The sequence below is a fragment of the Bradyrhizobium acaciae genome, assembly GCF_020889785.1.
In the GTDB taxonomy this organism is placed as follows: domain Bacteria; phylum Pseudomonadota; class Alphaproteobacteria; order Rhizobiales; family Xanthobacteraceae; genus Bradyrhizobium; species Bradyrhizobium acaciae.
In genome coordinates, this window is sequence record NZ_JACMYK010000003.1 from 165,951 (window position 1) to 188,737 (window position 22,787).

19 protein-coding genes are annotated in these 22,787 nt (G+C 65.8%); 15 read left to right on the forward strand and 4 right to left on the reverse strand.

What is annotated here, in order from left to right:
- The first annotated feature begins 5 nt into the window (after nucleotides 1-5).
- Nucleotides 6-1,409 (forward strand): amidase, encoded by a 1,404-nt coding sequence (locus tag H8A92_RS03055; RefSeq protein WP_229194382.1) that lies wholly within the window; start codon nucleotides 6-8, stop codon nucleotides 1,407-1,409.
- Between the two features lie 32 nt (nucleotides 1,410-1,441).
- Here the strand turns inward: H8A92_RS03055 and H8A92_RS03060 are convergent, their stop codons facing one another.
- Complete coding sequence (locus H8A92_RS03060; RefSeq protein ID WP_229194383.1) at nucleotides 1,442-2,644, reverse strand: serine hydrolase domain-containing protein; 1,203 nt, start codon at nucleotides 2,642-2,644, stop codon at nucleotides 1,442-1,444.
- Nucleotides 2,645-2,867: 223 nt separating this feature from the next.
- On the opposite strand from H8A92_RS03060, the gene H8A92_RS03065 reads away from it, so the two are divergent.
- From H8A92_RS03065 to H8A92_RS03115, 11 genes are all read left to right on the forward strand, one after another.
- Entirely contained in the window at nucleotides 2,868-3,542 is a 675-nt protein-coding gene (locus H8A92_RS03065; RefSeq protein ID WP_229194384.1) for a helix-turn-helix transcriptional regulator, read from the forward strand.
- Between the two features lie 327 nt (nucleotides 3,543-3,869).
- The gene (locus H8A92_RS03070; protein WP_229194385.1) at nucleotides 3,870-5,447 is read left to right on the forward strand and encodes a gamma-glutamyltransferase family protein; all 1,578 of its coding nucleotides are present in this window, start codon (nucleotides 3,870-3,872) and stop codon (nucleotides 5,445-5,447) included.
- Nucleotides 5,448-5,767: 320 nt separating this feature from the next.
- Nucleotides 5,768-7,435: an amidohydrolase gene (locus tag H8A92_RS03075; RefSeq protein ID WP_229194386.1), complete on the forward strand. Its 1,668-nt coding sequence runs from the start codon at nucleotides 5,768-5,770 to the stop codon at nucleotides 7,433-7,435.
- Nucleotides 7,435-8,523 carry a CobW family GTP-binding protein gene (locus tag H8A92_RS03080; protein WP_229194387.1) on the forward strand — a complete coding sequence of 363 codons (1,089 nt, stop codon included), beginning with the start codon at nucleotides 7,435-7,437 and terminating at the stop codon, nucleotides 8,521-8,523. The genes H8A92_RS03075 and H8A92_RS03080 overlap by 1 nt, the downstream gene beginning before the upstream one ends.
- A gap of 43 nt (nucleotides 8,524-8,566) precedes the next feature.
- Entirely contained in the window at nucleotides 8,567-9,883 is a 1,317-nt protein-coding gene (locus H8A92_RS03085) for an ABC transporter substrate-binding protein (RefSeq protein WP_229194388.1), read from the forward strand.
- 1 nt (nucleotide 9,884) lies between these two features.
- On the forward strand, nucleotides 9,885-10,616 hold the full coding sequence (locus H8A92_RS03090; protein ID WP_229194389.1) for an ABC transporter ATP-binding protein: 732 nt from the start codon (nucleotides 9,885-9,887) through the stop codon (nucleotides 10,614-10,616).
- On the forward strand, nucleotides 10,603-11,301 hold the full coding sequence (locus tag H8A92_RS03095) for an ABC transporter ATP-binding protein (protein WP_163154470.1): 699 nt from the start codon (nucleotides 10,603-10,605) through the stop codon (nucleotides 11,299-11,301). Before H8A92_RS03090 ends, H8A92_RS03095 begins: the two co-directional genes overlap by 14 nt.
- A gap of 16 nt (nucleotides 11,302-11,317) precedes the next feature.
- On the forward strand, nucleotides 11,318-12,184 hold the full coding sequence (locus H8A92_RS03100; protein ID WP_229194390.1) for a branched-chain amino acid ABC transporter permease: 867 nt from the start codon (nucleotides 11,318-11,320) through the stop codon (nucleotides 12,182-12,184).
- Between the two features lie 5 nt (nucleotides 12,185-12,189).
- Nucleotides 12,190-13,209: a branched-chain amino acid ABC transporter permease gene (locus H8A92_RS03105; RefSeq protein WP_229194391.1), complete on the forward strand. Its 1,020-nt coding sequence runs from the start codon at nucleotides 12,190-12,192 to the stop codon at nucleotides 13,207-13,209.
- A gap of 65 nt (nucleotides 13,210-13,274) precedes the next feature.
- Entirely contained in the window at nucleotides 13,275-15,383 is a 2,109-nt protein-coding gene (locus tag H8A92_RS03110; RefSeq protein ID WP_229194392.1) for a copper amine oxidase, read from the forward strand.
- Nucleotides 15,384-15,393: 10 nt separating this feature from the next.
- Nucleotides 15,394-15,597, forward strand: coding sequence for a hypothetical protein (locus H8A92_RS03115; protein WP_229194393.1), 204 nt, complete (start codon nucleotides 15,394-15,396; stop codon nucleotides 15,595-15,597).
- Here the strand turns inward: H8A92_RS03115 and H8A92_RS03120 are convergent.
- From H8A92_RS03120 to H8A92_RS03130, 3 genes are read right to left on the reverse strand one after another with little or no spacing between them, the layout of a single operon-like run.
- Nucleotides 15,583-16,935, reverse strand: coding sequence for an aminotransferase class III-fold pyridoxal phosphate-dependent enzyme (locus H8A92_RS03120; protein ID WP_229194394.1), 1,353 nt, complete (start codon nucleotides 16,933-16,935; stop codon nucleotides 15,583-15,585). The two genes, H8A92_RS03115 and H8A92_RS03120, sit on opposite strands and share 15 nt — an antisense overlap.
- 12 nt (nucleotides 16,936-16,947) lie before the next feature.
- Nucleotides 16,948-17,613, reverse strand: a complete 666-nt coding sequence (locus tag H8A92_RS03125) for an HAD family hydrolase (protein WP_229194395.1) — start codon at nucleotides 17,611-17,613, stop codon at nucleotides 16,948-16,950.
- On the reverse strand, nucleotides 17,610-18,872 hold the full coding sequence (locus H8A92_RS03130; protein ID WP_229194396.1) for a Tm-1-like ATP-binding domain-containing protein: 1,263 nt from the start codon (nucleotides 18,870-18,872) through the stop codon (nucleotides 17,610-17,612). The genes H8A92_RS03125 and H8A92_RS03130 overlap by 4 nt, the downstream gene beginning before the upstream one ends.
- Nucleotides 18,873-19,095: 223 nt before the next feature.
- On the opposite strand from H8A92_RS03130, the gene H8A92_RS03135 reads away from it, so the two are divergent.
- From H8A92_RS03135 to H8A92_RS03145, 3 genes are read left to right on the forward strand one after another with little or no spacing between them, the layout of a single operon-like run.
- A complete protein-coding gene (locus H8A92_RS03135) occupies nucleotides 19,096-20,580 on the forward strand; it encodes an aldehyde dehydrogenase (protein WP_229194397.1) in 1,485 nt (494 codons plus the stop codon).
- Nucleotides 20,577-21,965 carry a transaminase gene (locus H8A92_RS03140; RefSeq protein ID WP_229194398.1) on the forward strand — a complete coding sequence of 463 codons (1,389 nt, stop codon included), beginning with the start codon at nucleotides 20,577-20,579 and terminating at the stop codon, nucleotides 21,963-21,965. Before H8A92_RS03135 ends, H8A92_RS03140 begins: the two co-directional genes overlap by 4 nt.
- Nucleotides 21,965-22,762 carry an SDR family oxidoreductase gene (locus H8A92_RS03145; RefSeq protein WP_229194399.1) on the forward strand — a complete coding sequence of 266 codons (798 nt, stop codon included), beginning with the start codon at nucleotides 21,965-21,967 and terminating at the stop codon, nucleotides 22,760-22,762. The genes H8A92_RS03140 and H8A92_RS03145 overlap by 1 nt, the downstream gene beginning before the upstream one ends.
- Nucleotides 22,763-22,787 lie beyond the last annotated feature (25 nt).

The window sequence follows — 22,787 nt, forward strand, 5'->3', positions numbered from 1 at the left end:
GCGACATGTCAGCGGATCCATTGCATTACAAGTCGATCACCGAGATCTCCGAGCTCATTCGCCGCGGCGAGGCAAAATCCTCGGAGATCACGGAGGCGATCCTCGGCCGGATCGCGAAGCTGGACGGCCAGTTTCGCGGCTACGCGCACGTGCTTGCGGAGCGGGCCATGGGCCAGGCGAAGCAGCACGACGCGGAGATCGCCAAGGGCATCTGGCGTGGTCCGCTGCATGGTGTTCCGATCGGGCTGAAGGACCTCTGCTACACCACGTTCGCGCCGACCGCGGGCGGCACCGCGATCCACGCCAGGTTCGTGCCGTCCTTCAACGCCACGATCGTGGACCGGCTCGAACTCGCCGGCGCGGTGACGCTCGGCAAGCTCAAGATGACGGAGGGGGCCTATACCAGCCACCATCCGTCAATTCAGGCGCCGCTCAATCCCTGGAATGTGAACTATTGGGTCGGCTCGTCGTCGAGCGGATCGGGCGTCGCGACATCGGCAGGTCTTTGCTACGGGTCGATCGGCAGCGACACCGGCGGCTCGATCAGGTTTCCGTCGGCGACCTGCGGCTTGACCGGCATCAAGCCGACCTGGGGCCGCGTCAGCCGGCACGGCGTCTTCCCGCTGGCGGACTCGCTCGATCACGTCGGACCGATGTGCCGCAGCGCTGCGGACGCCGCGGCGATGCTCGGCGTCATCGCAGGCGCAGATCCCAACGACCCGACCGCCTTGCAGGCGCCGGTGCCGAACTATCTGGCCGGCGTTGGTGAGAGCATCCGGGGTTTGAGGATCGGCGTCGATCGCAGATACACCCAGGAGGGTATAGACCGGCAGGTTGTGACCGCCCTGGTGCAAGCCGAGCGCACGCTCGCCGATCTCGGTGCCGACATCCGCGAGGTGCATTTCCCGCCCTACCAGAAGCTCGTCAGCCAATGGATTGCGATGTGCTCGGTGGAGACGGCGGAGGCGCATCTGGACACTTACCCGTCGCGGAAGTCGGAATACGGACCTGATCTCGCACAGTTGATCGAGCAGGGCAGGGCGACGAGCGGCGTCGACATTGCCGCGATCCATCACGAGCGGCTGAAGTTCAGCGGCAGCCTGGCTGCGATGTTCGAGGATATCGATCTCTTGTTGATCCCGACGATGCCGGTGCCGATCCCGACGCTGACGAAGATGAGCGAATACGGCGCCGACCCCAACGTGCTCTTGAACATCCTGCGCTTCACGGCGGTGTTCGACTTCTCGGGCAGCCCGACCATCACGCTGCCGATGGGGATGGCCTCGGACCAGACGCCGCTCAGCATGCAGCTGGTCGGCCCGCACCTCTCGGAAGACGTGCTGGTCCGCGCCGGCGTCGCGTTCCAGTCGGCGACGGACTGGCACACACGGCGGCCGCCGATCGAGTGATGCGTCGTCGCTGATGCCCCCGTCGCAAGCCGTCAGGCCTTGTCGCTGAGCCTCGCCGCGATCGCGCGGTAGCCGCGCATCCACATATGATCGAGATCGAGATCCATCGGCAGCGGCTGCGAGGAGACGCGCGCGATCACGGTCTCGCTGGCCGGATCGACGTAGATCCACTGGCCATGGATGCCGACGGCCGCAAACGGCGTTTCGCGCCGGTCGAGCGTGTACCACTTGTTCCGGTAATTGCCGTTCGGGAACACCTTGGTCAGGTCGCCGCGCGACCAGGCCTCGGCATTGCCGTTCTGCCTGATGTCGTCGACCCACCAGCTGGGCACGACCTGGCGTCCGTTGCTGATGCCGTGATTGCGCATCATCTCTCCGAACCGGGCGAGATCGCGCAGCGTCGCGCAGATGCCGCCGGCGACGCGCGCCGCGCCGCGCGAGTCGACCGTGATGTAGGCGTCGTGCTCGGCACCCATCGGCTGCCATAGATAGTGCGAGAGGATCTTCGCATAGGACATGCCGCAGGCGCGCTCGTAGACCCAGCCGAGCACGTCGGTGTTGGTCGAGACGTAGTGGAAAGTCTCGCCGTGCGGCGCGCCGTTTGGCCGCAGCGTGCGCAGATAGTCGCGCAGATTGCTCGGCGGGACGGCCGGATCCGGTAGCTCCCAGCCGGTCGAGCGCCGGTAGTTCATGACGTCGCCATCGCGCGCCATGTAGTCCTCGTCGAAGCGGATGCCGACGCTCATGTCGAGCAGATGCCGCACCGTGCAGCTGCCGCCATAGACCGATCCTTCCATCTCCGGGATATAGCGCGTCACCGGCGCGTCGGGTTCGAGCTTGCCGTGATCGGCAAGGATGCCGCCGAGCGTGCCGGCGACCGACTTGCTGACCGAGAAGATCAGATGCGGCGTGTCCGGGGTCAGGCCGTGCGCATACCATTCGAACGCGATCTCGCCGCGATGCGACACGACGATGCCGTCGGTGTGGCTCGTGCGCAGCGCCTTTGCGACATCAACCGTCTCGCCACGCGGGTCGGCGAAGCTGACGTCGTCGAGATAGCGCGGTGCGAACGACAGCGGGGCGGGTGCGGCCGCGCGTGCGATGTTCGCGGTCGGCAGCAGTTCGCGGACATTGCGGAATGCCCATTCGTTGAACGGATGCTGACGCCAGTTTGCGAGCGTGACCTGTTCGTCGGCCGCTGACGGGAAGGCGGCCATGATGCGACGCGAATTCATTCTTGTTCCAGCGATGCCATTGGGGGACGTGCGAAAGTTCCGCATGCGCCGTGTCACTCGCAATCAACCGGATGGTGGAGGGGGGCCCCGGGTTACTTCGGCGTAACCGTTTCAGGATGTGCGCTTGGCCCGCAATTTGCTTGACTATGGCCTGCGGCTGCCCCAGCGTGACGGGCACGCGACGCGCAGACGTTCGCCATCGGGAAACATCGGGAGGTAGGTCATGATCGCGCTTCTGGGCCGACCGGATCCGGCAACCACGCAAGCCATTCAGTTCGCGCGAGGAATTCTCGAGGGATCCGCGACCGCGTTCTACGAGGTCGACGGCAATTTGACCCTCAATCGGTTCGTGCTCAGCAGCAACGTCCCGCCGAGCTTCCACGACCAGTATCTCGCCGGCATGAACCGGCTCGATCCGCTGCATCCGCGCTCGGCGAGCAACCGGCCGATTGCCCGGCTGAGCGTCGCGCTGAGTCAATGCGCGACCCAGGAGGCGGCGACCTATCGTGCCTTCGCCGGTCAATGCGGCGTTGCCGACATGATCGAGTTCTTCTTCCGCCGCAACGACCGGATCGTGGCCGGCATGAGCGTGCTGTGGGCGCCGGGCTGCACCATCCCCGACGGCAGTATGAACATTGCCGAGAAGATCCACGACTATCTCGAATTCAACCTGACCAGCCGCCTGTCCCCGAGCGCCGACGAACCGCCGCGCTACGGCCTGACCTCGCGCGAGATGGAGGTCGTCGAGCTGTTATGCTGCGGCCGGACCAACCGCGAGATCGGCGAGTGCCTGAGCATCGGTCTCGCGACGGTGAAGACGCATTTGATCCACATCTTCGAGAAGCTCGGCGTCGAGACCCGCTCCGCCGTCGTAGCGCTGATGTCGCGGCCGCATTAGGGCGCGGGTTCACGGCTCTTTCCAACGTCGTCCCGGCGAAGGCCGGGACCAATAACCACAGGGCTGTGTTGTTGAAGAACGCTGTGGCTACGGCGCCGCGCAACTATTCGCATTCGTTGTAATGGGTCCCGGCCTTCGCCGGGACGACGTTTGAGTGTGTGGCACGCCCGGTGAATCATACATCCGCATTCTCGCAGCGCATCCACCCGATCCACCGTTAGGTGGATTGCCGCTCACCGCACGGCCAACCGAGAATCCCCCAAGGACCGATGTCGTATTCGACAATGTTGGCGAGCGGCCGCCGCGCGCAATATCAGAGGATTCGACATGCGTGATTTCATGGCCATCGGCCGCTCGGTGGCGGTTGCCGAGCGTGGCATGGCCGCAACCTCGCACCCGCAGGCGACGCTGGCCGCAGTCGAGATGCTGAAGGCCGGTGGCAATGCCGTCGACGCCGCGGTGGCGGCGATCGCGGTGCAGGGCGTGGTCGAGCCGCAGATGACCGGGATCGGCGGCGACTGCTTTGCGCTGTATTCGCCCAAAGCCGGCGAGCCGATCGCGCTGAATGGCTCCGGCCGCACGCCGGCCGGTACCGATGTCGAGAAATATTCCGCAAGCGGGGCGCGCGACATTCCGCCGACTGCTCCGGAGGCGGTGACTGTGCCCGGAGCGATCGACGCGTGGTGCCGGCTGGTCGCCGATCACGGCAGCAGGTCGCTGGAGGAGATCTTCCGACCGGCGATCGCGGCAGCCGAGCAGGGCTTTTGCGTAACGCCGCGCGTCGCCGAGGACTGGCGCCGCTTCCGGGCCCGGATCGAGATCGATCCCAATGCGGCGGCGCAGTTCCTTCCAGGCGGCAAAGCGCCCGACGTCGGCGACATCCGGACCCAACCTGCGCTTGGCCGCACCCTTCGCCGGATCGCGCAGCACGGGTGCGAGGCGTTTTATGCGGGCGAGGCCGCCGATGAGATGGTGGACGTCCTGCGCGCCCTGGGCGGAGCCCACAGCACCGACGATTTCGCGGCGCAGAGCTCGGATTACGTGCGGCCGATCTCGGCGCGTTACCATGATCACGACGTGGTCGAGTGTCCGCCGAACGGGCAGGGTCTGGCCGCGCTGATGATCCTGCGGACGCTGGCAGGCTTCGATGTCGCAGCACTCGCGCAGGCCGATCGGATCCATCTGCTGGCCGAAGCGACCAAAGCCGCTTACCGCGCGCGCGACGCCTTCTTCTGCGATCCAACGACCAGCAAGGTCGATCCGGCTGCATTCCTGGCCGAAGACTATATCGGCAGGATCCGCAGCAAGGTCGACATGGGCCGCGCCTCCGCACCCGCGGCCTGGGACGATATCGAGCATCGCGATACCGTCTATGTCACGGTGGTCGACCGTGACCTCAACGCCGTCTCGCTGATCAACTCGTTGTTCTATCCGTTCGGCAGCGGCATCTACGCGCCGAAGTCGGGTATCCTGCTGCACAACCGCGGCTGGAGCTTCCGCGCCAGGCCGGGACATCCGAATTCGCTCGGGCCGCGCAAGCGCCCGATGCACACGATCATTCCGGGCCTGCTGCGCAAGGATGGCAGGACCGTGATGTCGTTCGGCGTGATGGGCGGGCACTACCAGGCCGCCGGCCATGCCAATCTGATCTCGAACATCTTCGATTTGAAGATGGACATCCAGGCGGCCGCCGAGGCGCCGCGCTCCTTTGCCTTCGATGGCGCTCTATCGCTGGAGACGACGATATCGCCTGATATCCGCGACGAGCTGCGTGCCCGTGGTCACGAGGCCCGCTTCTCCGAGGAGCCGATCGGCGGCTGCCAGGCGATCCGCATCGACCACGCGCGCGGTGTCCTGTTCGGCGCCTCCGACCACCGCAAGGACGGGTTGGCGCTGGGTTTCTGAAGTGCCTCGCAAGGCTTCGGATTAATAGAATTAGATCGCTGATTTGCCCGACATGTCAAGTCGCCATGTCGAATGCCGGCACGCCGCCGGCTCCTTTGCATGGGGTTGTTTTCGATATTTTGCAGTGCGCCCCTGCGGAGGCAGGCAATGCGCAAAGGCCCTGCGCTCGCGGGGAGGCGGCGGAGCATCCACCGGACGGTGGATTGTTCCAAATGCCGACATGCCGAACGTTTGGCGTCACGCTGGTGTCGTGCGCGGTTCGGCCGCTGTGCACCGCACAGTGATCGCTCCAGGCTTTCCCAATCGAGAAGTTGATCCGTATGAACAGGACATTCGCCGACACGGTCTTCCGGAACGGTCGGATCTACACGTCGAACCGGGCGCAGCCCTGGGCGGCGTGCGCGGCGATCAAAGCCGGCCGGTTCATCGCCGTCGGCGAGGAGCACGACGTCGCGTCGCTTATCGGTGAGGGGACTGCGACCGTCGATCTCGGTGGACGAATGGCGATGCCGGGGATCGTCGACATCCACAATCACATCATGATGGGCGGGCAGGCCGATCTCTACGAGCTGCGCTTCTCCAACGCCGACAGCGTGCCGAGGATCGCCGAGACCCTGCACAAGGCCGCCTCAGCGGCTAAGCCCGGCGCCTGGATCGTCGGTGGGCAGTTCGGCAACAATCTGCTGAACGAGATGAACACGGCCGAGTCCTGTGCGCTGCTGGACGCGGCGTGCCTTGGACATCCCGTCGTGCTGCGCGACGACACCTATCATAATCGCTGGGCGAGCTCGGCGGCGCTGCGGCTGGCCGGCGTGCAGGCCGACACTCCGGACCCGACCGACGGCGAGATCGGCCGCGACCTCAAGACCGGAACGCTGACCGGGATCATGATCGAGGCCGCCTCGGGCCTGGTCGAGCGCGCGCTCGCGGCCTCCGGTCACTACACAGCCGAGATGGACCGCGCGGCTGTGGCCCGCTCGATCTCGGTGCTGAATGCCTATGGCGTCACCGCCTTCATCGATGCCGCCAGCATGCAGCCGATCATGGCGGCGCTGAAGGGGCTCGACGACCGCGGCGAGCTCACCGCCTGGGCGGTCTGCGCGATGCCGGTGGTCGAGCCGGGCTTCATGTTCGGCAAGGCCGGCGAGGAGCTGTTTGCGCTGCGCGAGGACTACCGCGGCGCCCATGTGAAGCCCGACTATGTGAAGGTGTTCCTCGACGGCGTGCCGGGCGCCAAGACCGCGGCCTTCCACGAGCCATATGTCGCCGATCCCGTGCGCGGCTGCTGCTTCCGCGGCGCGACCATGCTGACGGTGCCGGACCTGATCCGCTGGCTCGGGCGCTGCGAGAAGCTCGGCCTGGCCGCCAAGATCCATTGCGCCGGCGATGCCGCGGTGACCCAGGCACTCGACGCCATCGATGTGGTGCGCAGCTTCAACGGGCCGACCCATCTGATCCATCACATCGCGCATGCGAGCTACATCGCGCCCGATGACATCAAGCGCTTCGCCGAGCTCGGCGTCGCCGCCGATCTGTCGCCGATCATCTGGTATCCGACCATCTTCCTCGAGGCGCACAAGGCCGCGATGGGCGAGGAGCGCGCGCAGCGCTTCTGGCCGAACAAGGATTTGAAGGAGGCCGGCGCGCTGATGGCCGGCGGCTCCGACTGGCCGGTGATCCCGATCCCCGATCCCTGGCAGGGCATCGAGGGCATGGTGACAAGGCAAAATCCCACCGGGGATTTTCCCGGCAAATCGCTGTGGGCGGAGCAGGCGCTCGATCTCGCCACGGTGATCGACATCTACACCATCGACGCCGCCCGTGCGGCCGGGCTCGGCCAATCGATCGGCTCGATCGAGGTCGGCAAATCGGCCGATCTGATCGTGCTCGACCAGATGATCTTCGACATCCCGCAGGATCAGCTTGCCGATACGCGGGTCGAGATGACCTTCTTCGAGGGCCGCAAGGTCTACGAGCGGGGCGCGTGATGGCAGCGGTGGACCAGATCCCGGTCACGGTGCTCACCGGCTTTCTCGGCAGCGGCAAGACCACCGTGTTGAACCATTTGCTGCGCCAGCCGGAGCTCAACGGCGTCGTCGCCATCATCAACGAGTTCGGCGAGGTGGCGCTCGATCATCTTCTGGTCGAGAGCAGCAAGGATCGCCTCGCGCTGCTCGACAATGGCTGCATCTGCTGCTCGGTGCGCGAAGACCTGATCGAGACGCTGGCTGACCTTGCGTCACGCCGTGCGGCAGGGACGATCCCGCCGTTCCACCGCGTCCTGGTCGAGACCACCGGGCTCGCCGATCCCGTGCCCGTGCTGCACACGCTGATGACGGCGCCCGATGTCGTCGGTCGGTACCGGATCGACGGTGTGGTCGCGACCGTCGATGCCGTCAACGGCGCGCGTACGCTCGAGACGCATGATGAGGCCGTCAGGCAGGTCGCGGTCGCTGATCGGCTGCTCGTAACCAAGACCGATCTTGCCGCCGATGACGAACTGTCACGGCTCGATGCCCAGCTTGCGGCGATCAATCCGGTCGCGGCTCGCCATCACGTCCGGGATGGGATCGTCGATCCGGCCAGAGTCCTTGATGCCGGGCTGTTTGATCCGTCGGCGCGGTCAGCCGATGTCGTGCGCTGGTTCGATTTGGCAGCGCAGGCCGCGAACGCGCCGCATCATCACGGCGACCAGGATTGCGATGGTGGAGATTGCGGTCACCAGAGTCACCACGCGCACGATGCCGGTGTCTCATCCTATAGCCTTGTTATCGACGAGCCGATCCAGCGCGAGGCGTTCGCACGCTGGCTCGACTATGTCGCCGCGCTCAAAGGCGAGGATCTGCTGCGCTTCAAGGCCATCGTGCATGTCGCCGAGCAGCCGGATGCGCCCATGGTGGTGCATGGCGTGCAGCACGTGTTCCAACCGCCGATCACGCTTGCCGGCTGGCCGTCGGCGGACCGGCGCTCGCGTCTGGTCTTCATCGTGCGCGGCATCCCGCGCCAGATCATCGAGAGCACCTTGTGCAAATTCGCCGCGGTGAGCCGTGCGGCGATCCAGCGATCCGCGGCCTAGGCGTGAATTTAGAATGTAGATCAATTGTTGAGGGGAGTGGGACATGACTGAGAATTCAAAGACGAACCTTTCGCCCGGCCGGCTCGACCGGCGCACGCTGCTGAAGGCGGCCGGTGCCACCGGCCTCGCTTCGGCGATGAATGTGCCGCTGGTCAACGTCGCACGGGCCGCGGGCAACACCATCAAGATCGGCTGGGTCGGTTGTCTCTCCGGCGTCCGCGCGCCGTTTGCCGAGCCCGACACCTGGATCCATGAACGCATCAAGGCCCGGCTCAAGGATGGCCTGAAGATCGGCGGCAAGACCTGGCAGGTCGAGTTCGTCTTCAAGGACAATCAGTCCGATCCGAACCGCTCGTCGGTGGTGGCGAGCGAACTGGTGCTGCGCGAGAAATGCGACCTGATCCTGATCGAGGACGGTGACGCGCAGGCCCCGGTGCAGGAGCTCGCCGATGCCCGCGGCATCCCGTCGATTTCGACCATGGTGCCGTGGCAAGGCTGGATGTTCCCGCGCAAGTCGACGCCCGACAAGGGGTTCCCCTACAGCTATCACTTCTTCTGGGGCGCCGACGACGTCGTGAAGAATTTCATGGGCATGTGGCAGTCGGTCGAGACCAACAAGAAGGTCGGCACGCTCTATATCGACAATCCCGCCGGCCAGGCGTTCTCCGATCCGAAGGTCGGTCTGCCCGGCGGCATTGCGGGGGCCGGCTATCAGGAATTCTCAGCCGGAAAATTCCAGATCGCGACCGACGACTTCACCAACCAGGTGTCGTCGTTCAAGAGCAACGGCGTCGATATCGTCTCCGGCTTCACCTACGGCAATCACTGGGTGACGCTGTGGAACCAGGCGGCGCAGGCCGGCTTCAAGCCGCAGATCTGCACCGTTGCGGCGGCCTTCCTGTTCCCGAGCGCGGTGAACGCGCTCGGCGATCGCGGCGACGGCATGTCGACCGAGGTGTGGTGGACGCCAGCCTATCCGTTCAAGTCGTCGCTGACCGGACAGAGCGCCGCCGAACTCGCGGCAGAGTGGGAGAAGACCACAGGCAAGCAGTGGACCCAGCCGATCGGCTACGCGCATGCCCTGTGGGAGGTCGCGCTCGCCGCATTGCAGAACAGCGACCCGAAGGACAAGAACTCCCTGCGCGATGCAATTGCCGGTCTCGACATGGAGACCGTGGTCGGACCGGTCAAGTTCAAGGGAACGCCGATCAAGAACGTCGCGGTGACTTCGCTGTCGGGCGGGCAATGGCGCAAGACCAAGGGCGGCAAGTCGAAGTATGAGCTGCTGATCGTGCACAACGGAACGGCGCCGTTCATCCCGAAGCAGGCCGATCTCCAGCTGCTCTCCAAGCTGGCCTGAGATGGCACCGCTTCTGCGCGTCGGCGGGCTCTTCAAGCGCTTCGGCGAGATCGTGGTCGCCGACAATGTCAGCTTCGAGCTGGCGCGCGGCGAGTGCCTCGGCGTGATCGGCCCGAACGGCGCCGGCAAGAGCTCGCTGTTGAACCTGATCGTCGGCCTGCTCAGGGCCGACGGCGGCTCGATCATGCTGGACGACACGGAGATATCAGGTCTGCCGCCGCATCGCCGGGCGCGGCTGGGGCTCGGGCGGGCATTCCAGATCCCGCAGCCGTTTCCGCATCTCTCGGTCTATGAGAACGCGCTGGTCGCGGCGTCCTACGGCGCAGGCCTCTATGGCGAAGCGGCGTCGAGCTGGACCATGGAGGTGCTGCAGCGGACCGGGCTCGACGGCAAGGCGGACAAGCTCGCGGGCGCCTTGCCGCTGATCGACCGCAAGCGGCTGGAATTCGCCAAGGCGCTGGCCTCGAAGCCCAAGCTGATCCTGCTCGACGAGATCGCGGCCGGTCTGACCGAGCCCGAGGTCGAGCGCCTCGTTGCCATCATCAAGTCGGTGAAAACAGACCACGCCATGATCTGGATCGAGCACATTCCGCACGCGCTGCGTGCCGTGTCGGATCGGATCCTGGTGCTCGATTTCGGCCGCAAGGTGCTGGAAGGACCGCCGGCTGACGTCATGGACAGCGCGGTGGTGCGTGAAATCTATATGGGATTGAAGGCCGATGGCGTTGCTTGATGTGAATGGCCTGCAGATCTTCTACGGCGATCTCCAGGCCGTGTTCGACATGAACTTCACCGTCGCGGACGGCGAGGCGGTGGCGCTGGTCGGTGCCAACGGTGCCGGCAAGTCGACGTTCCTGAAGGCGCTGGTCGGGCTCAACGAGGAGCGGCGTGGCGCGGTGCATTTCGACGGCGTGGACATCTCGCAGATGCCGGCGGAGGACGTCTCGCGGCTCGGGCTCATCATGGTGCCCGAGGGGCGGTTGCTGTTCGACTCACTGTCCATCGAGGAGAACCTGCTGATGGGCAGTGTCAACCGGCGCAAGGGCAGCTGGACCTTGCGGCGGGTGTTCGACCTGTTCCCGATCCTGGAAGAGCGGCGACGGATGTTTCCCGGACAGCTCTCCGGCGGCCAGCAGCAGATGGCGGCGATCGGCCGCGCGCTGATGTCGAACCCGCGGTTGCTGCTGTGCGACGAGATCTCGCTCGGGCTGGCGCCGGTCGTGGTCGAGCAGATCTATCGCTCCTTTGCCGACATCCGCCGCGAGGGCACCGCCGTCGTGCTGGTCGAGCAGGACGTCAAGCGCGCGCTCGCGACGTCGGAGCGGATTTATTGCCTGTTGAAGGGGCGGGTGTCGCTGACCGGCCCGGCGCAAGGCTTGCAGCCGGAACAGCTGACACACGCTTATTTCGGAAACTAGCCAGGATTGGCATGACATGATCTGGGTTGAGACATTGATCAACGGAGCCCTGCTGGGTGGGCTCTACGGCCTGCTCGGCATCGGGCTCGCGCTGGTGTTCGGCGTGATGCGCGTCGTCAACATCGCCCATGGCGAGTTCATGGTGCTGAGCGCGTTCTGCGCCGTGCTGTTGTCCAATATGTTTCCGCAGGTCTCGCCGCTGTTGATGCTGGTCCCGGTGATCGCGCTGTCCTTTGCGGTCGGCTGGCTCTACCAGGCGCTCATCGTCAACCGCGTGGTGACGTCGCCCGATCCGCTGTCGCCGTTGTTGCTGACCTTCGGCGTCTCGGTCATCCTGCGCAACGTCATGGTCGAAATCTTCGGCGCCGACGTGCGCAGCCTCCAGGTCGGCGAGCTGTCGCGCGCCAGCCTCGAGATTGCCGGCCTCAACATCGGCATCATGCCGCTGCTGACCTTGGTGCTCGCCGCATTGCTGTTCATGGCGCTGCAGCTCGTGCTGCGCCGTACCGAGTTCGGGCGGATCGTGCGCGCCACCGCCGACCGCCGCGACATCGTCCGGCTGTCCGGGGTCAAGCCGGACCGCGTCTATAATTACGTCATGGGCCTGTCGCTCGCACTCGGCGCGATCGGCGGCGTGCTGCTTGCGGTGCGGTCGAGCTTCACGCCGTTCTCGGGCGCCGAGCGGCTGTTGATCGCCTTCGAGGTCGTCGTGCTCGGCGGGCTCGGCTCGTTCTGGGGTGCGCTGCTCGGCGGCATCGCGCTCGGCATGGCGCAACTGATCGGGCTGAAGATCGACCCGAATGCAGGGCTGCTCTATGCGCATCTCCTGTTCTTCATCATGCTGCTGATCCGCCCGTCGGGTCTCGTGTCGAGCAGGGTGTGACGCCGATGCCGACTCGGACAATTCTCATGGCCTGCGTCATCGTGCTCGTCGCTGTCATCGCCGGCGCGCCCTTCGTGCTCAACGAGGGCTTCCTGCGGCTTGCGACCGAGTGCCTGTTGCTGCTGACGATGGCGCAGATGTGGAACCTGCTGGCGGGCTATGCCGGACTGGTCTCGCTCGGCCATCAGGTCTTCATCGCCTTCGGCGCTTATGCGTTGTTCCTGACCTCCGGCTGGCTCGAGGTCACGCCAATCTGGGTGCTGCCGGTGGCGCCGCTGGTGGCGGCGGCGGTCGCTGCGATCATCGCGTTTCCGCTGTTTCGCTTGCGCGACGCCTATTTCTCGATCGCGATGTGGGTGTTCGCCGAGATCATCGGCGCCTTCACGATGAAATCGCAGGCGGTCGGCGGCACCTCGGGTATGCCGCTCGCCACCAGCAAGCTGATCGATTTCGACTGGTTCGAGCCGACCATGTTCTGGCTCGCAGGCGGCCTGACGCTCGTCACCATCGCGGCATTGTACAAGATGATGACCTCGAGCTTCGGGCTCGGGCTGATGAGCGTGCGCGACAATGATCTCGCCGCGATGAGCGTCGGCGTCGACGTCCGCCACAACCGCTTCATCGCCTTCGTGCTCTCGGCGGCGGGATGCGGGCTTGCCGGTGCGTTGAGCTTCATGGGCAATCTGTTCATCGCACCGCTGGCGGCGTTCGACGTCAACTGGTCGGTCTACATGATGTTCATCGTGATCATCGGCGGCATCGGAACGCTGGAAGGTCCGATCCTCGGCGTCATCATCTTCTTCGGCCTGCGCGAATTGATGACCGGCCCGCTCGGCCTGTCCGGCGGCTGGTATCTGGTCGGGCTCGGCATCATCGCCGTCGTCGTGATGATCGTGGCGCCGCGCGGCATCTGGCCGGCCTTGCGCGATCGCCTCGGCGTCCGGCTGCTCGATGTCCACCGCGCTGCGCCGCGGCCGGCTACGGCGACCATCCTGCCAGCCGCGTCGGAACGGGTTACCGGATGAAGCGGGCCTTCACGCCGTCACCTTTGCTTGTATTCTGACCGTTCTGGCTTTGAGTGGAGGGCGTGATGGCTCCGATTTCCCGGCATGGCGGATTGGCATTGGCCGGCCTGGTTGCAGCGACACTGGCGGCGCCGCTGCCGGCGCAGGCTGAGCGCAGGATGTGGCCGCAGGCGGCCGCAACGCACCCGATGGACGGGCTGACCACGGACGAAATCCGTTCGGTCTCCGAGATCCTCCGCGGCGCCGGCAAGCTCGACGATGCGGCGCGGGTCGTCTCCATGACGGTCGACGAAGACACCAAGGACGAGGTGCGGGCATGGAAGCCCGGCCAGCCCTTCGCGCGCCGTGCCAACGTGACGCTGTTGAGCGGAGGCCATCTCTACGAGGCGCATATCGATCTCGCCGCGCGCAGCCTCGCCGGCTGGGATGAGATCAGGGATCATGAGGCCGCGCTGACCATCGACGAGCTGATGTCGGCCGGCGATCTGCCGAAGCAGGACCCGCGCTGGATCGCTGCGATGGCCAAGCGTGGCATCACCGATTTCCATAATGTGCTGTGCCTGCCGCTGACGGTCGGGCCGGTGACCGATCCGGCCCTGAAAGGCCGTCGCCTGCTCAACGTGCCCTGCGTCGACACCACGGGCGCCGCCAACAATCTCTGGGGCAAGCCGATCGAGAACCTGGTCGCCCAGGTCGATCTCAAGAGCAAAACGGTGCTGTCGGTGACTGATCTCGGCGTGGTGCCGCCGCCGGCGCAGACGCCGTCGCACGCCTATGTCGACTCCGGAAAATACCGCAGGCCGCCAAAGCCGATCGAGATCGCCGCACCCGAGGGAAGCAATGTGAAGGTGGAGGGCGGCCAGGTCCACTGGGACAATTGGTCGTTCCATGTCCGTCTCGAGCCGCGCGTCGGCGCGGTGCTGTCGCTGATCCGCTACGACGACCACGGCACGCTCCGCGACATCGCCTATCAGATGTCCGCAAGCGAGATGTTCGTGCCCTATATGGATCCGGCGCCGACCTGGTCGTTCCGCGCCTACATGGATATCGGCGAGTACGGCTTCGGCGTGCTGTCGAGCGAATTGCAGCGCGGCGTGGATTGTCCCGAAGGCGCGCATTATCTCGATCTGACGATCGCGGACACCAAGGGCAATCCGGTCGTCTCCAAGGGCGCGGTCTGCATCTTCGAGCGCCCGACCGGCGATCCGATCTGGCGCCATAGCGAATTGCTCAACAGCACCGCCGAGGTGCGGCCGAACAACGAGCTGGTGGTGCGGATGGCGCCGGTGGTCGGCAATTACGATTATCTGGTGGACTACGTGTTCGACCGCGCCGGCAATATCGATGTCCGGCTCGGCGCCTACGGCATCGATGCCACCAAGGGCGTCGCAAGTCGGACACTGAGCGACCCGACGGCCGCGCAAGATACCGCCTACGGAACGCTGGTCGACGAGCGGTTGCTTGCCGTCAATCACGATCACTACATGACGTTCCGGATCGACATGGACGTCGACGGCGCCTCGAACCGGCTGGTCGAGGATCGCTTCAGCGTTCGCCGGCTGGAGCAGGGCCAGCGCAAGAGCCTGTGGCAGGTCGACACCAGGCCGGTTGCGACCGAGGGGCCGGTCACGACGCCGCTGAGCGCGGCGCAATTCAGGATCGAGAGCACGGGCAAGACCAACAAGCAGGGCTACCGCACGAGCTATCAGATCATGCCCGGCCACTCCGACGTCTCGCTGCTCGCCAAGGACGACCCGATCCAGTTGCGCGCCGGCTTCAGCGCCTACACGCTGTGGACCTCGGCCTACGCCAGGGATGAGCGCTACGCCGCGGGCATGTATCCGAATGAGAACCCTGAGGTCGACGGCCTGCCGAAATGGACCGCGGCGAAGCGGCCGATCGAGGACCGCGACCTCGTGCTCTGGTACACGGTCGGTTTCCGCCACGTGCCGCGTGCCGAGGATTGGCCTGTGATGCCCGGCCTGTGGCACGGCTTCCGGCTGCGTCCGTTCAACTTCTTCGATCGCAATCCCGCGCTCGACGTGCCGCCGATGGTGAATGCCAGGACACCAAATGAGGGGCCGCGCGGATCGCGCTGGAGCGGTGGCCGGCGCGCTGCTGACGTTGCTGGCGACAGGGCCGGCCGCGCTTGGCGCCGCGGTCGAAAGCGCTGACGATGCGTCCTTGCTCTATTTGAGCAGCAGCGACTGGGACCGGCAGCCGGCGCCGCGCAAGGTCGCGCTCGCGGCCGACTTCATGCGGATCTTTTGCACTGTTCAGACGATGTCGGCCGCATCGCTGGCCGACTGCCTCGACCGCAACGCGGCGGATGGCGCGCCGTTCGAGCGCGCCATGGCCTGCGTCAGCGCACTGTCAGCCGGCCGCTGAGAGGCCGGTGTCGATCCCTTCGGCGATCCGCTTCACGTCGGCTGACGTCAGGATCAAGGGCGGTGACAGGATCAGATTGTTGCCGGAGACGCGCAGCATCACGCCGGCCTCGTAGGCGACATCTGCGACCTTTGCCATCGTCTTCTTGTCGGCAGGCTTCTTGCTGTCGCGATCGGCCACGAGCTCAAGCGCGGCCATCAAGCCCTTGCCCCTGACGTCGCCGACCAGCGGATGCTTGGCCTTGAGCGCGGCCAGCGCCCGTGCGAGGTCCTCGCCGCGCGCGGCGGCATTCTCGTCGAGCTTGAGGCGGCGGGTCTCGGCGAGCGCCGCAAGGCCCGCGGCGCAGCCGACCGGGTGGCCCGAATAGGTATAGCCATGGCCGATCGAGCCGAACGTCGTGGTATCGGCCTCGAAGGCTTCCGCGACCTGCTCGCCGATCAGCGTCGCACCGAGCGGGAAATAGCCGGAGGTAATCGCCTTGGCCATCGTCATCATGTCGGGCTTCACGCCCCAGAGCCGCGAGCCCGACCATGCGCCGGTGCGTCCGAAGCCGGTGACGACCTCGTCCGCGATCATCAGGATGCCGTGACGGTCGCAGATCTCGCGCACGAGCTTCATGAAGCTGTCCGGCGGCACGATCACGCCACCGGCGCCTAACACCGGCTCCATGATGAAGGCCGCGATGGTGTCGGCGCCCTGAAATGCGATCTCCTCTTCCATCGCCGCCGCACAGAGCTGCGCGAGCTTGGCTGGATCGGTCTCGTTGAACGGGTTGCGATAGGTCGAGGGCGCGGGGATATGGAAGACGCCGGGCAGCATCGGCTCATAGTTGCGGCGGAAATTGGCGTTGCCGTTGACGGAAGCTCCGCCGAAATGGGTGCCGTGATAGCCCTTCTTCAGCGCCAGGAACTTGGTGCGGTCGGCCTGGCCCTTGATCTTCCAGTATTGCCGGGCCAGCCGCAGCGCAGTCTCGACCGAGTCCGATCCGCCCGAGGTGAAGAAGGCCCGAACCATGCCTTCGGGCTTGAACCATTCGGTGAGCTCATAGGCGAGCTCGATCGAGGGACCGTTCGAGGTGCCGCGAAAGCCCGAATAATAGGGCAACGCGCTGAGCTGGTCTGCGATCGCCTTCTTGATCGGATCGCAGCTGTAGCCGAGATTGACGTTCCAGAGGCCGCCGACCGCATCGATCACGGTCTTGCCGTCGATGTCGGTGACCTCGACGCCTTCGCCCTTCATCACGATCCGCGGCGGCTGCGTCCGCATCTCGGCGGGATGGGCCATCGGGTGCCAGATCGGCTTGGCGTTGTTCTCAACCAGGAAGTTTCTGTCGCGCATGATGGTTCTCTGTCACTCGAATTGCAGCCCGAAATGCCGCAGCGCCTCGCTGTAGGATGCCGCCGGGTTTCGCACGTCGAACAGCACCGTGCGCATGTTGCACGCAGCGGCGCCCGTGATGTTGCGGCGCTGGTCGTCGACGAAGATGCAATCTTCTGCCCGCAGCGCCAGTTCGTCCAGCACGCTTTGATAGGCGCGCCGATCGGGTTTCAGGATCCCGGTATGGGTCGCGTCGACGATGGTCTCGAAGCGCTTGAGGATGGGCAGACGAGTGCGGAAGTCGGCGCCGTAGAACAGGTCGAGCTCGTTCGAGAGGATGGCGAGCCGGAACCCGGCGTCGGCGGCGAGGGTGATCGCACGCGCCGCTTCGGGGCGGATCACGGTTTCGGGGTCGGCACCGCGCGCGCGTTTCACGAAAGTCTCCATGTCGCGCCAGTCTTCACCGAGCATGCGGCCGACCTCGCGGCTGCGGGTCAGCCAGTAGTCGCGTTCCGAAATCTCGCCACGCTGCATCGCCGTCCAGAGCGGATCACTGTCGGGGGCGAACGGTCCGAGCCATTTCAGCGTGCACGGTGCGAGCCCGAGCGTGCGCTCGGTCAGGTCATGGGTCTCGAACAGCGTCTTCGAGATCACGCCGCCGAAGTCGAGCACCAGCGCCTGGGCGAGCGGACGGGTCATGCGGCCGCCGTGCTGCGGCCGGGGCGGACGATGCCGGCTGCGACCCATCGGTCGAAGATGCCGAGCACCGTTTCATTGAATGCCGCGCTATTGATGTGATCCCTGATCTCGTGCAGCTCGACCGGTGCCTGGACCGCCGAGCGCATCGCGTCGACAAAGGCGGCGAGGGCGGCGGGATCGTGCAGAGCCTCGCCCTCGCGGTCCCATTGCTGGATGCCACCCGTGGGCAGCACGAGGGCAACCGGCGCGCTGGCCTGGGCCAGCTTCCCGGCAATCGCGCGCGCGATCCGCCGGCGATCGGCGGCGCCTGAAGTCGCCGACGCAAGCAGCCGGTTGTGCGCATGGAACGGACGATCCGACAGCTCCTTTGGAACGCCAAGCCATGCCGGGAAGTCGACCATATCGATCGCCCCGGGCGCGACGATCTGAGGAACGCCCGCTCTGCCGGCGTTCTCCAGCCGGTCGGCGCCGGAATTGACCACCGAGCCGGTGAGCTGATTGGCGACTTCCTGCAGGCTGAGGTCCAGTACCGCGGCAAAGCCGCCTTGGGCCGCGATCGACTCCATCGCGCGTCCGCCCATGCCGGTGGTGTGGAAGACGACCACCTCATAGCCGCGGCGCTCGAGCTGCGGCTTGAGCTCGACCATGTAATGCAGGCAGCTCTTGCCAAGCGACGTGATCGCAACGACCGGCCGGTCCCGATTGGGCTTGATCGCGCTCCTGGCTGCGCCGACGATCGCGCCGCAGGCTTGCGACAGCACGGCCATGCAGGTGCCGTTGAGGCCATAGAGGCCGCCGGCCCACAGGATCATCATCAAATCGGCCGCGACGCGCTCCGGCGGGATCAGATGCGAGAATGCGACGGTCGAGACGATCAGCTTCGGCAGGCCGAGCGGCAGCGCCTGCGCGACGTCGAGCGCAAGGTCGGTTCCCATCGTGCCGCCGATGGCGATCACGCCGTCGATGGCATCGCTGTCAGCGAGCTCGCGGGCCAGGTTTGAGGCGCCGATCGCCATCAGCGACATCGCGGAGTTCTCGTCGCCGCTCGATGCAATCGCCTCGATCGTGGTCTGGGCTGCGGCGGCCACCGCGTGCTTGTCATGCGCCGGCTGGTACGGCGGATCGCCGAGCACGCTGATGTCCATCATGATCGTCCTGCCGCCGGCACGGGCGATGCACTCGCCCATGAACAGCAGTTCGTCGGCCTTGGTGTCTCCCGTTCCGATCAGGAGAATGCGGGGCTGCGTAATCTCAGGCATGACCTTGTCAGTGTTCGCCCGCAGGCGTGAATGATGGTGGGCGACGGGTTTTGCACCGAGCGTGCAGGACGTTCGGCCATCGTGCAATCACGCTATGAGCGCGCCGGCTGCGGTGACATCCACCTATCGGTTGATTGCTGTCAAAGCCTTGATTTGGCGAGGATTGCACCATGCCCGCGGTCCCGGTCGGGAGCCGCTTTTGTCATCGTCACAATGATCCCGCATGCAGCAAGCCCAGATCGATCGATATCGCTCGGCCGTCGTTCCGGCCCAACAGCTCTTCATCGGCGGCCGCGCCGCGGAGGCGGTCAGCGAGGCACGGCTCGATGTCGTGTCGCCGATCGACGGCAAGCTGTTGACGAGCATTGCCGACGGCGATGCGGCCGACGTCGACCTTGCGGTGAGGCAAGCGCGGCGGGTCTTCGAGCAGGGAAGCTGGTCGCGCGCGGCGCCGGCGCAGCGCAAGAAGGTGCTGCTGCGGTTAGCCGATCTCATCGAGCAGCACGCGCTCGAGATCGCGGTACTCGGTGTGCGGGACAACGGCACCGAGATCAGCATGGCCTACAAGGCCGAGCCGCTGTCGGCGGCGGGCACAATCCGCTACTACGCCGAAGCGATCGACAAGGTGTATGGCGAGATCGCGCCGACCTCGGGCGACGTGCTCGGGCTCGTGCATCGCGAACCGCTCGGCGTCGTCGGCGTGATCGTGCCGTGGAACTTCCCGCTGATGATCGGTGCGTGGAAGATCGGTCCGGCGCTGGCCGCCGGAAACTCGGTCGTGGTCAAGCCGCCGGAGCTTGCGTCGCTCACGCTGCTGCGGCTTGCCGAACTCGCGACGGAGGCAGGTCTGCCGGACGGCGTGCTCAACGTCGTCACGGGCCGCGGCGCATCGGCCGGCGAGGCGCTGGCGCTGCATATGGATGTCGACGTGCTTGCCTTCACCGGCTCGGGTGCAGTAGGCCGGCGCCTCTTGGAATGCTCGGCGCGATCGAACCTGAAGCGCGTGCATCTCGAGCTTGGCGGCAAGTCGCCCAACATCGTGTTCGCCGATGTGCCCGACATCAAGCACGCGGCCAAGGTCTCGGCCAACGGCATCTTCCGCAACTCCGGCCAGGTTTGCGTCGCCGGCTCGCGGCTGCTGGTGCAGTCCGCGATCTATGATCGCTTCATGGATGAATTGCTCGACGCGACCGCGAAACTCAGGGTCGGCGATCCCCTCGAATTGACCTCGGACATCGGCGCTATTTCGAGCAAGATACAGTTGCGCAAGAATCTGGACGCCGTTGCCCGCGCTGAAGCGCAGGGCGCGAAGCGGGTGACGGGCGGCGAGCAGATCCGCGTCGAGAGCGGCGGCAACTTCATGGCGCCGGCGATCCTCACCGAGGTGACGCCGGCGATGGAGGTCTGGCGCGAGGAGGTGTTCGGCCCGGTGCTGTCGGTCACGCGGTTCGACGGCGAGGACGATGCCACAGCGCTCGCCAATGCGACGCCCTATGGACTTGCATCGGCGGTGTGGACCGGAAGCCTCTCGACCGCGCATCGCATGGTGCGCGCCATCAGGGCCGGTGTCGTGCACGTCAACGCCTATGGCGGCGCCGACATCACGGTGCCGCTCGGCGGCTTCAAGCAATCCGGCTTCGGACGCGACAAGTCGCTCCACGCCCTCGACGCTTATACCGACCTCAAGACCGCCTGGATCGCGCTATGACATCTGCAACTGCTGAACGCACCGGCACTCTGAATCGATTGCTCGACGCCGAGCAGGAGCGCTTTCGGGCGCTGCATCCGCGATCGGCGGCGGCGTGGCAGGAAGGCAGACAGCACTACCTTTATGGCGGCCCGTCGCACTGGATGCGGCGCTGGGCCGGTGGCTTCCCGGTCTATGCCGAGCAAGCGAATGGCGCGCATATCAGGGACATCGACGGACGCGACTATATTGATTTCTGTCTCGGCGACACCGGCGGCATGTGCGGGCACGCGCCCGAGGCGGTGACGGAGGCTGCGCTCGCTCAGCTCAAGCGTGGTGCGACCATGATGCTGCCGACGGAGGACAGTATCTGGGTCGGTGCGGAGCTGTCGCGCCGTTTCGGTCCGAAATACTGGACGCTGACGACGTCGGCGACCGACGCCAACCGCGCTGCGATCCGTATCTCGCGCATGATCACCGGCCGGCGCAAGGTGCTGGTGTTCTCCGGCTGCTATCATGGCGGCGTCGAGGAAGCGCATATCGAGATCCGCGACGGTCGGGTCGGCCTGCGCAACATGATCCATCCCAACGGCATCGATCATGATGCCGTGAGCCGGGTCGTCGAGTTCAATGATGTTGCCGCGCTCGCGGCGGCGCTGGCACATGGCGACGTCGCCTGCGTGCTGACCGAGCCGCTGATGACGAATTTCGGCATGATCCCGGTCGATCCTGGTTTTCACCGGGCGTTGCGCGACCTGACCCGGCGCGCCGGCACTGTCCTCATCATCGACGAGACCCATACGCTGTCCTGTGGACCGGGCGGCTACACGCAGAGCCACGGGCTCGAGCCCGACATCTTCGTCGCGGGCAAGGCGATCGCGGGCGGCATCCCGGCCGGCATCTTCGGCCTCAGCGAGGAGATCGCCGAGCGGCTCTGGAAGCTCGTTCCCCATGTCAATCCGCGCCAACGGCAGTCCGCGCATCTTGGATTCGGCGGCACGCTCGCCGGCAACGCGTTGACGGTTGCCACCATGCGCGCGGTGCTGGAGAAGGTGCTGACCTCTGCGAATTACGAGCGGATGATCGGAACCGCAACCTGGCTCGCCCAGGAAGCGCGCCGGTTGATCGAAGCTGCCGGTCTGCCCTGGCACGTCACCCAGATCGGCGCGCGCGCCGAGATCATGTTCATGCCGAAGCCGCCGCGCAGCGGCGCCGACGTCATCGCCGGGAGACAACCCGATCTCGAGACCTTGCTGCATGCGTTCTACATGAACGAAGGCATTCTGGTGACGCCGTTTCATACCATGCTGCTGATGTGTCCGGCGACGTCGGCCCGGGACGTGGACAAGCACACGGCGGTGTTCGCGCAGTTCATCGATCTCGTGAAAGGGGCGGGAGCAATCTGATGCAGGCGTCTCCGTTCAATCTTGACGGTCGGGTCGCCATCGTCACCGGCGGCGGCAGGGGGATCGGCGCAGCCATCGTGACGAGGCTGGCGCAGGCCGGCGCGACTGTGGTGATCGCCAACCGGACGCTCGATGTGGCCGAGGCGCTGGCGCGTGAACTGGCGGCCGATGGACGGTCGGTGCATTGCGTCCCGTTCGACCGGCTCGACCGGGGTAGCTTGCGTGCGATGGTTGACGGGGTCGCAGCCAAATACGACCGGCTCGACATTGTCGTGCACAACGCCGGCGGCTGTCCGTGGGCCCCGCTCGAGGAGCTTGATGAAGCCAAGCTCGACGAGACGCTGGCGCTGAACCTGAACGCCAGCATCTGGCTCGCGCAGGCCGCAGCTCCGCATATGCGCGCCGCCAGGTTCGGGCGCATTCTCGTGACGTCCTCGGTATCCGCGCGTGTCGCAATGGGCGGCGGCGCGCATTACTCGGCAGCAAAGGCCGGCGTCAATGCATTCATCCGTGGCGCAGCGTTCGAGCTCGCGCGCGCCGGCATCACCGTCAACGGCGTCGAGGCGGGCTTCATCGAGAAGCCGGGCCGCGGCACCATGAGTGCGCCTGAGAGCAAGGCGAAACTCGAACGCTTCATTCCGATGGGACATATGGGGAGGGCCGACGACATCGGCTGCGCGATGCTCTATCTCGCCTCCACCGAAGCCAGATATGTCACCGGGCAAACCATCGTCGTCGACGGCGGCTCGACGCTGCCGGAGACCGGATTTGCCATCGAACGGCAGTGGGGAGTCTAGATGAGCATGGTCTTTTCGGATAACC

Excerpts from the sequence above, each read along its gene's own strand:
- H8A92_RS03100 (WP_229194390.1), top strand. The coding sequence starts at position 11,318 with ATGATCTGGGTTGAGACATTGATCAACGGAGCCCTGCTGGGTGGGCTC.
- H8A92_RS03110 (WP_229194392.1), top strand. The coding sequence starts at position 13,275 with ATGGCTCCGATTTCCCGGCATGGCGGATTGGCATTGGCCGGCCTGGTT.
- H8A92_RS03140 (WP_229194398.1), top strand. The coding sequence starts at position 20,577 with ATGACATCTGCAACTGCTGAACGCACCGGCACTCTGAATCGATTGCTC.
- H8A92_RS03080 (WP_229194387.1), top strand. The coding sequence starts at position 7,435 with ATGGCAGCGGTGGACCAGATCCCGGTCACGGTGCTCACCGGCTTTCTC.
- H8A92_RS03060 (WP_229194383.1), bottom strand. The coding sequence starts at position 2,644 with ATGAATTCGCGTCGCATCATGGCCGCCTTCCCGTCAGCGGCCGACGAA.
- H8A92_RS03075 (WP_229194386.1), top strand. The coding sequence starts at position 5,768 with ATGAACAGGACATTCGCCGACACGGTCTTCCGGAACGGTCGGATCTAC.
- H8A92_RS03135 (WP_229194397.1), top strand. The coding sequence starts at position 19,096 with ATGCAGCAAGCCCAGATCGATCGATATCGCTCGGCCGTCGTTCCGGCC.
- H8A92_RS03145 (WP_229194399.1), top strand. The coding sequence starts at position 21,965 with ATGCAGGCGTCTCCGTTCAATCTTGACGGTCGGGTCGCCATCGTCACC.
- H8A92_RS03065 (WP_229194384.1), top strand. The coding sequence starts at position 2,868 with ATGATCGCGCTTCTGGGCCGACCGGATCCGGCAACCACGCAAGCCATT.
- H8A92_RS03120 (WP_229194394.1), bottom strand. The coding sequence starts at position 16,935 with ATGCGCGACAGAAACTTCCTGGTTGAGAACAACGCCAAGCCGATCTGG.
- H8A92_RS03090 (WP_229194389.1), top strand. The coding sequence starts at position 9,885 with ATGGCACCGCTTCTGCGCGTCGGCGGGCTCTTCAAGCGCTTCGGCGAG.
- H8A92_RS03130 (WP_229194396.1), bottom strand. The coding sequence starts at position 18,872 with ATGCCTGAGATTACGCAGCCCCGCATTCTCCTGATCGGAACGGGAGAC.
- H8A92_RS03095 (WP_163154470.1), top strand. The coding sequence starts at position 10,603 with ATGGCGTTGCTTGATGTGAATGGCCTGCAGATCTTCTACGGCGATCTC.
- H8A92_RS03085 (WP_229194388.1), top strand. The coding sequence starts at position 8,567 with ATGACTGAGAATTCAAAGACGAACCTTTCGCCCGGCCGGCTCGACCGG.
- H8A92_RS03105 (WP_229194391.1), top strand. The coding sequence starts at position 12,190 with ATGCCGACTCGGACAATTCTCATGGCCTGCGTCATCGTGCTCGTCGCT.
- H8A92_RS03070 (WP_229194385.1), top strand. The coding sequence starts at position 3,870 with ATGCGTGATTTCATGGCCATCGGCCGCTCGGTGGCGGTTGCCGAGCGT.
- H8A92_RS03055 (WP_229194382.1), top strand. The coding sequence starts at position 6 with ATGTCAGCGGATCCATTGCATTACAAGTCGATCACCGAGATCTCCGAG.
- H8A92_RS03125 (WP_229194395.1), bottom strand. The coding sequence starts at position 17,613 with ATGACCCGTCCGCTCGCCCAGGCGCTGGTGCTCGACTTCGGCGGCGTG.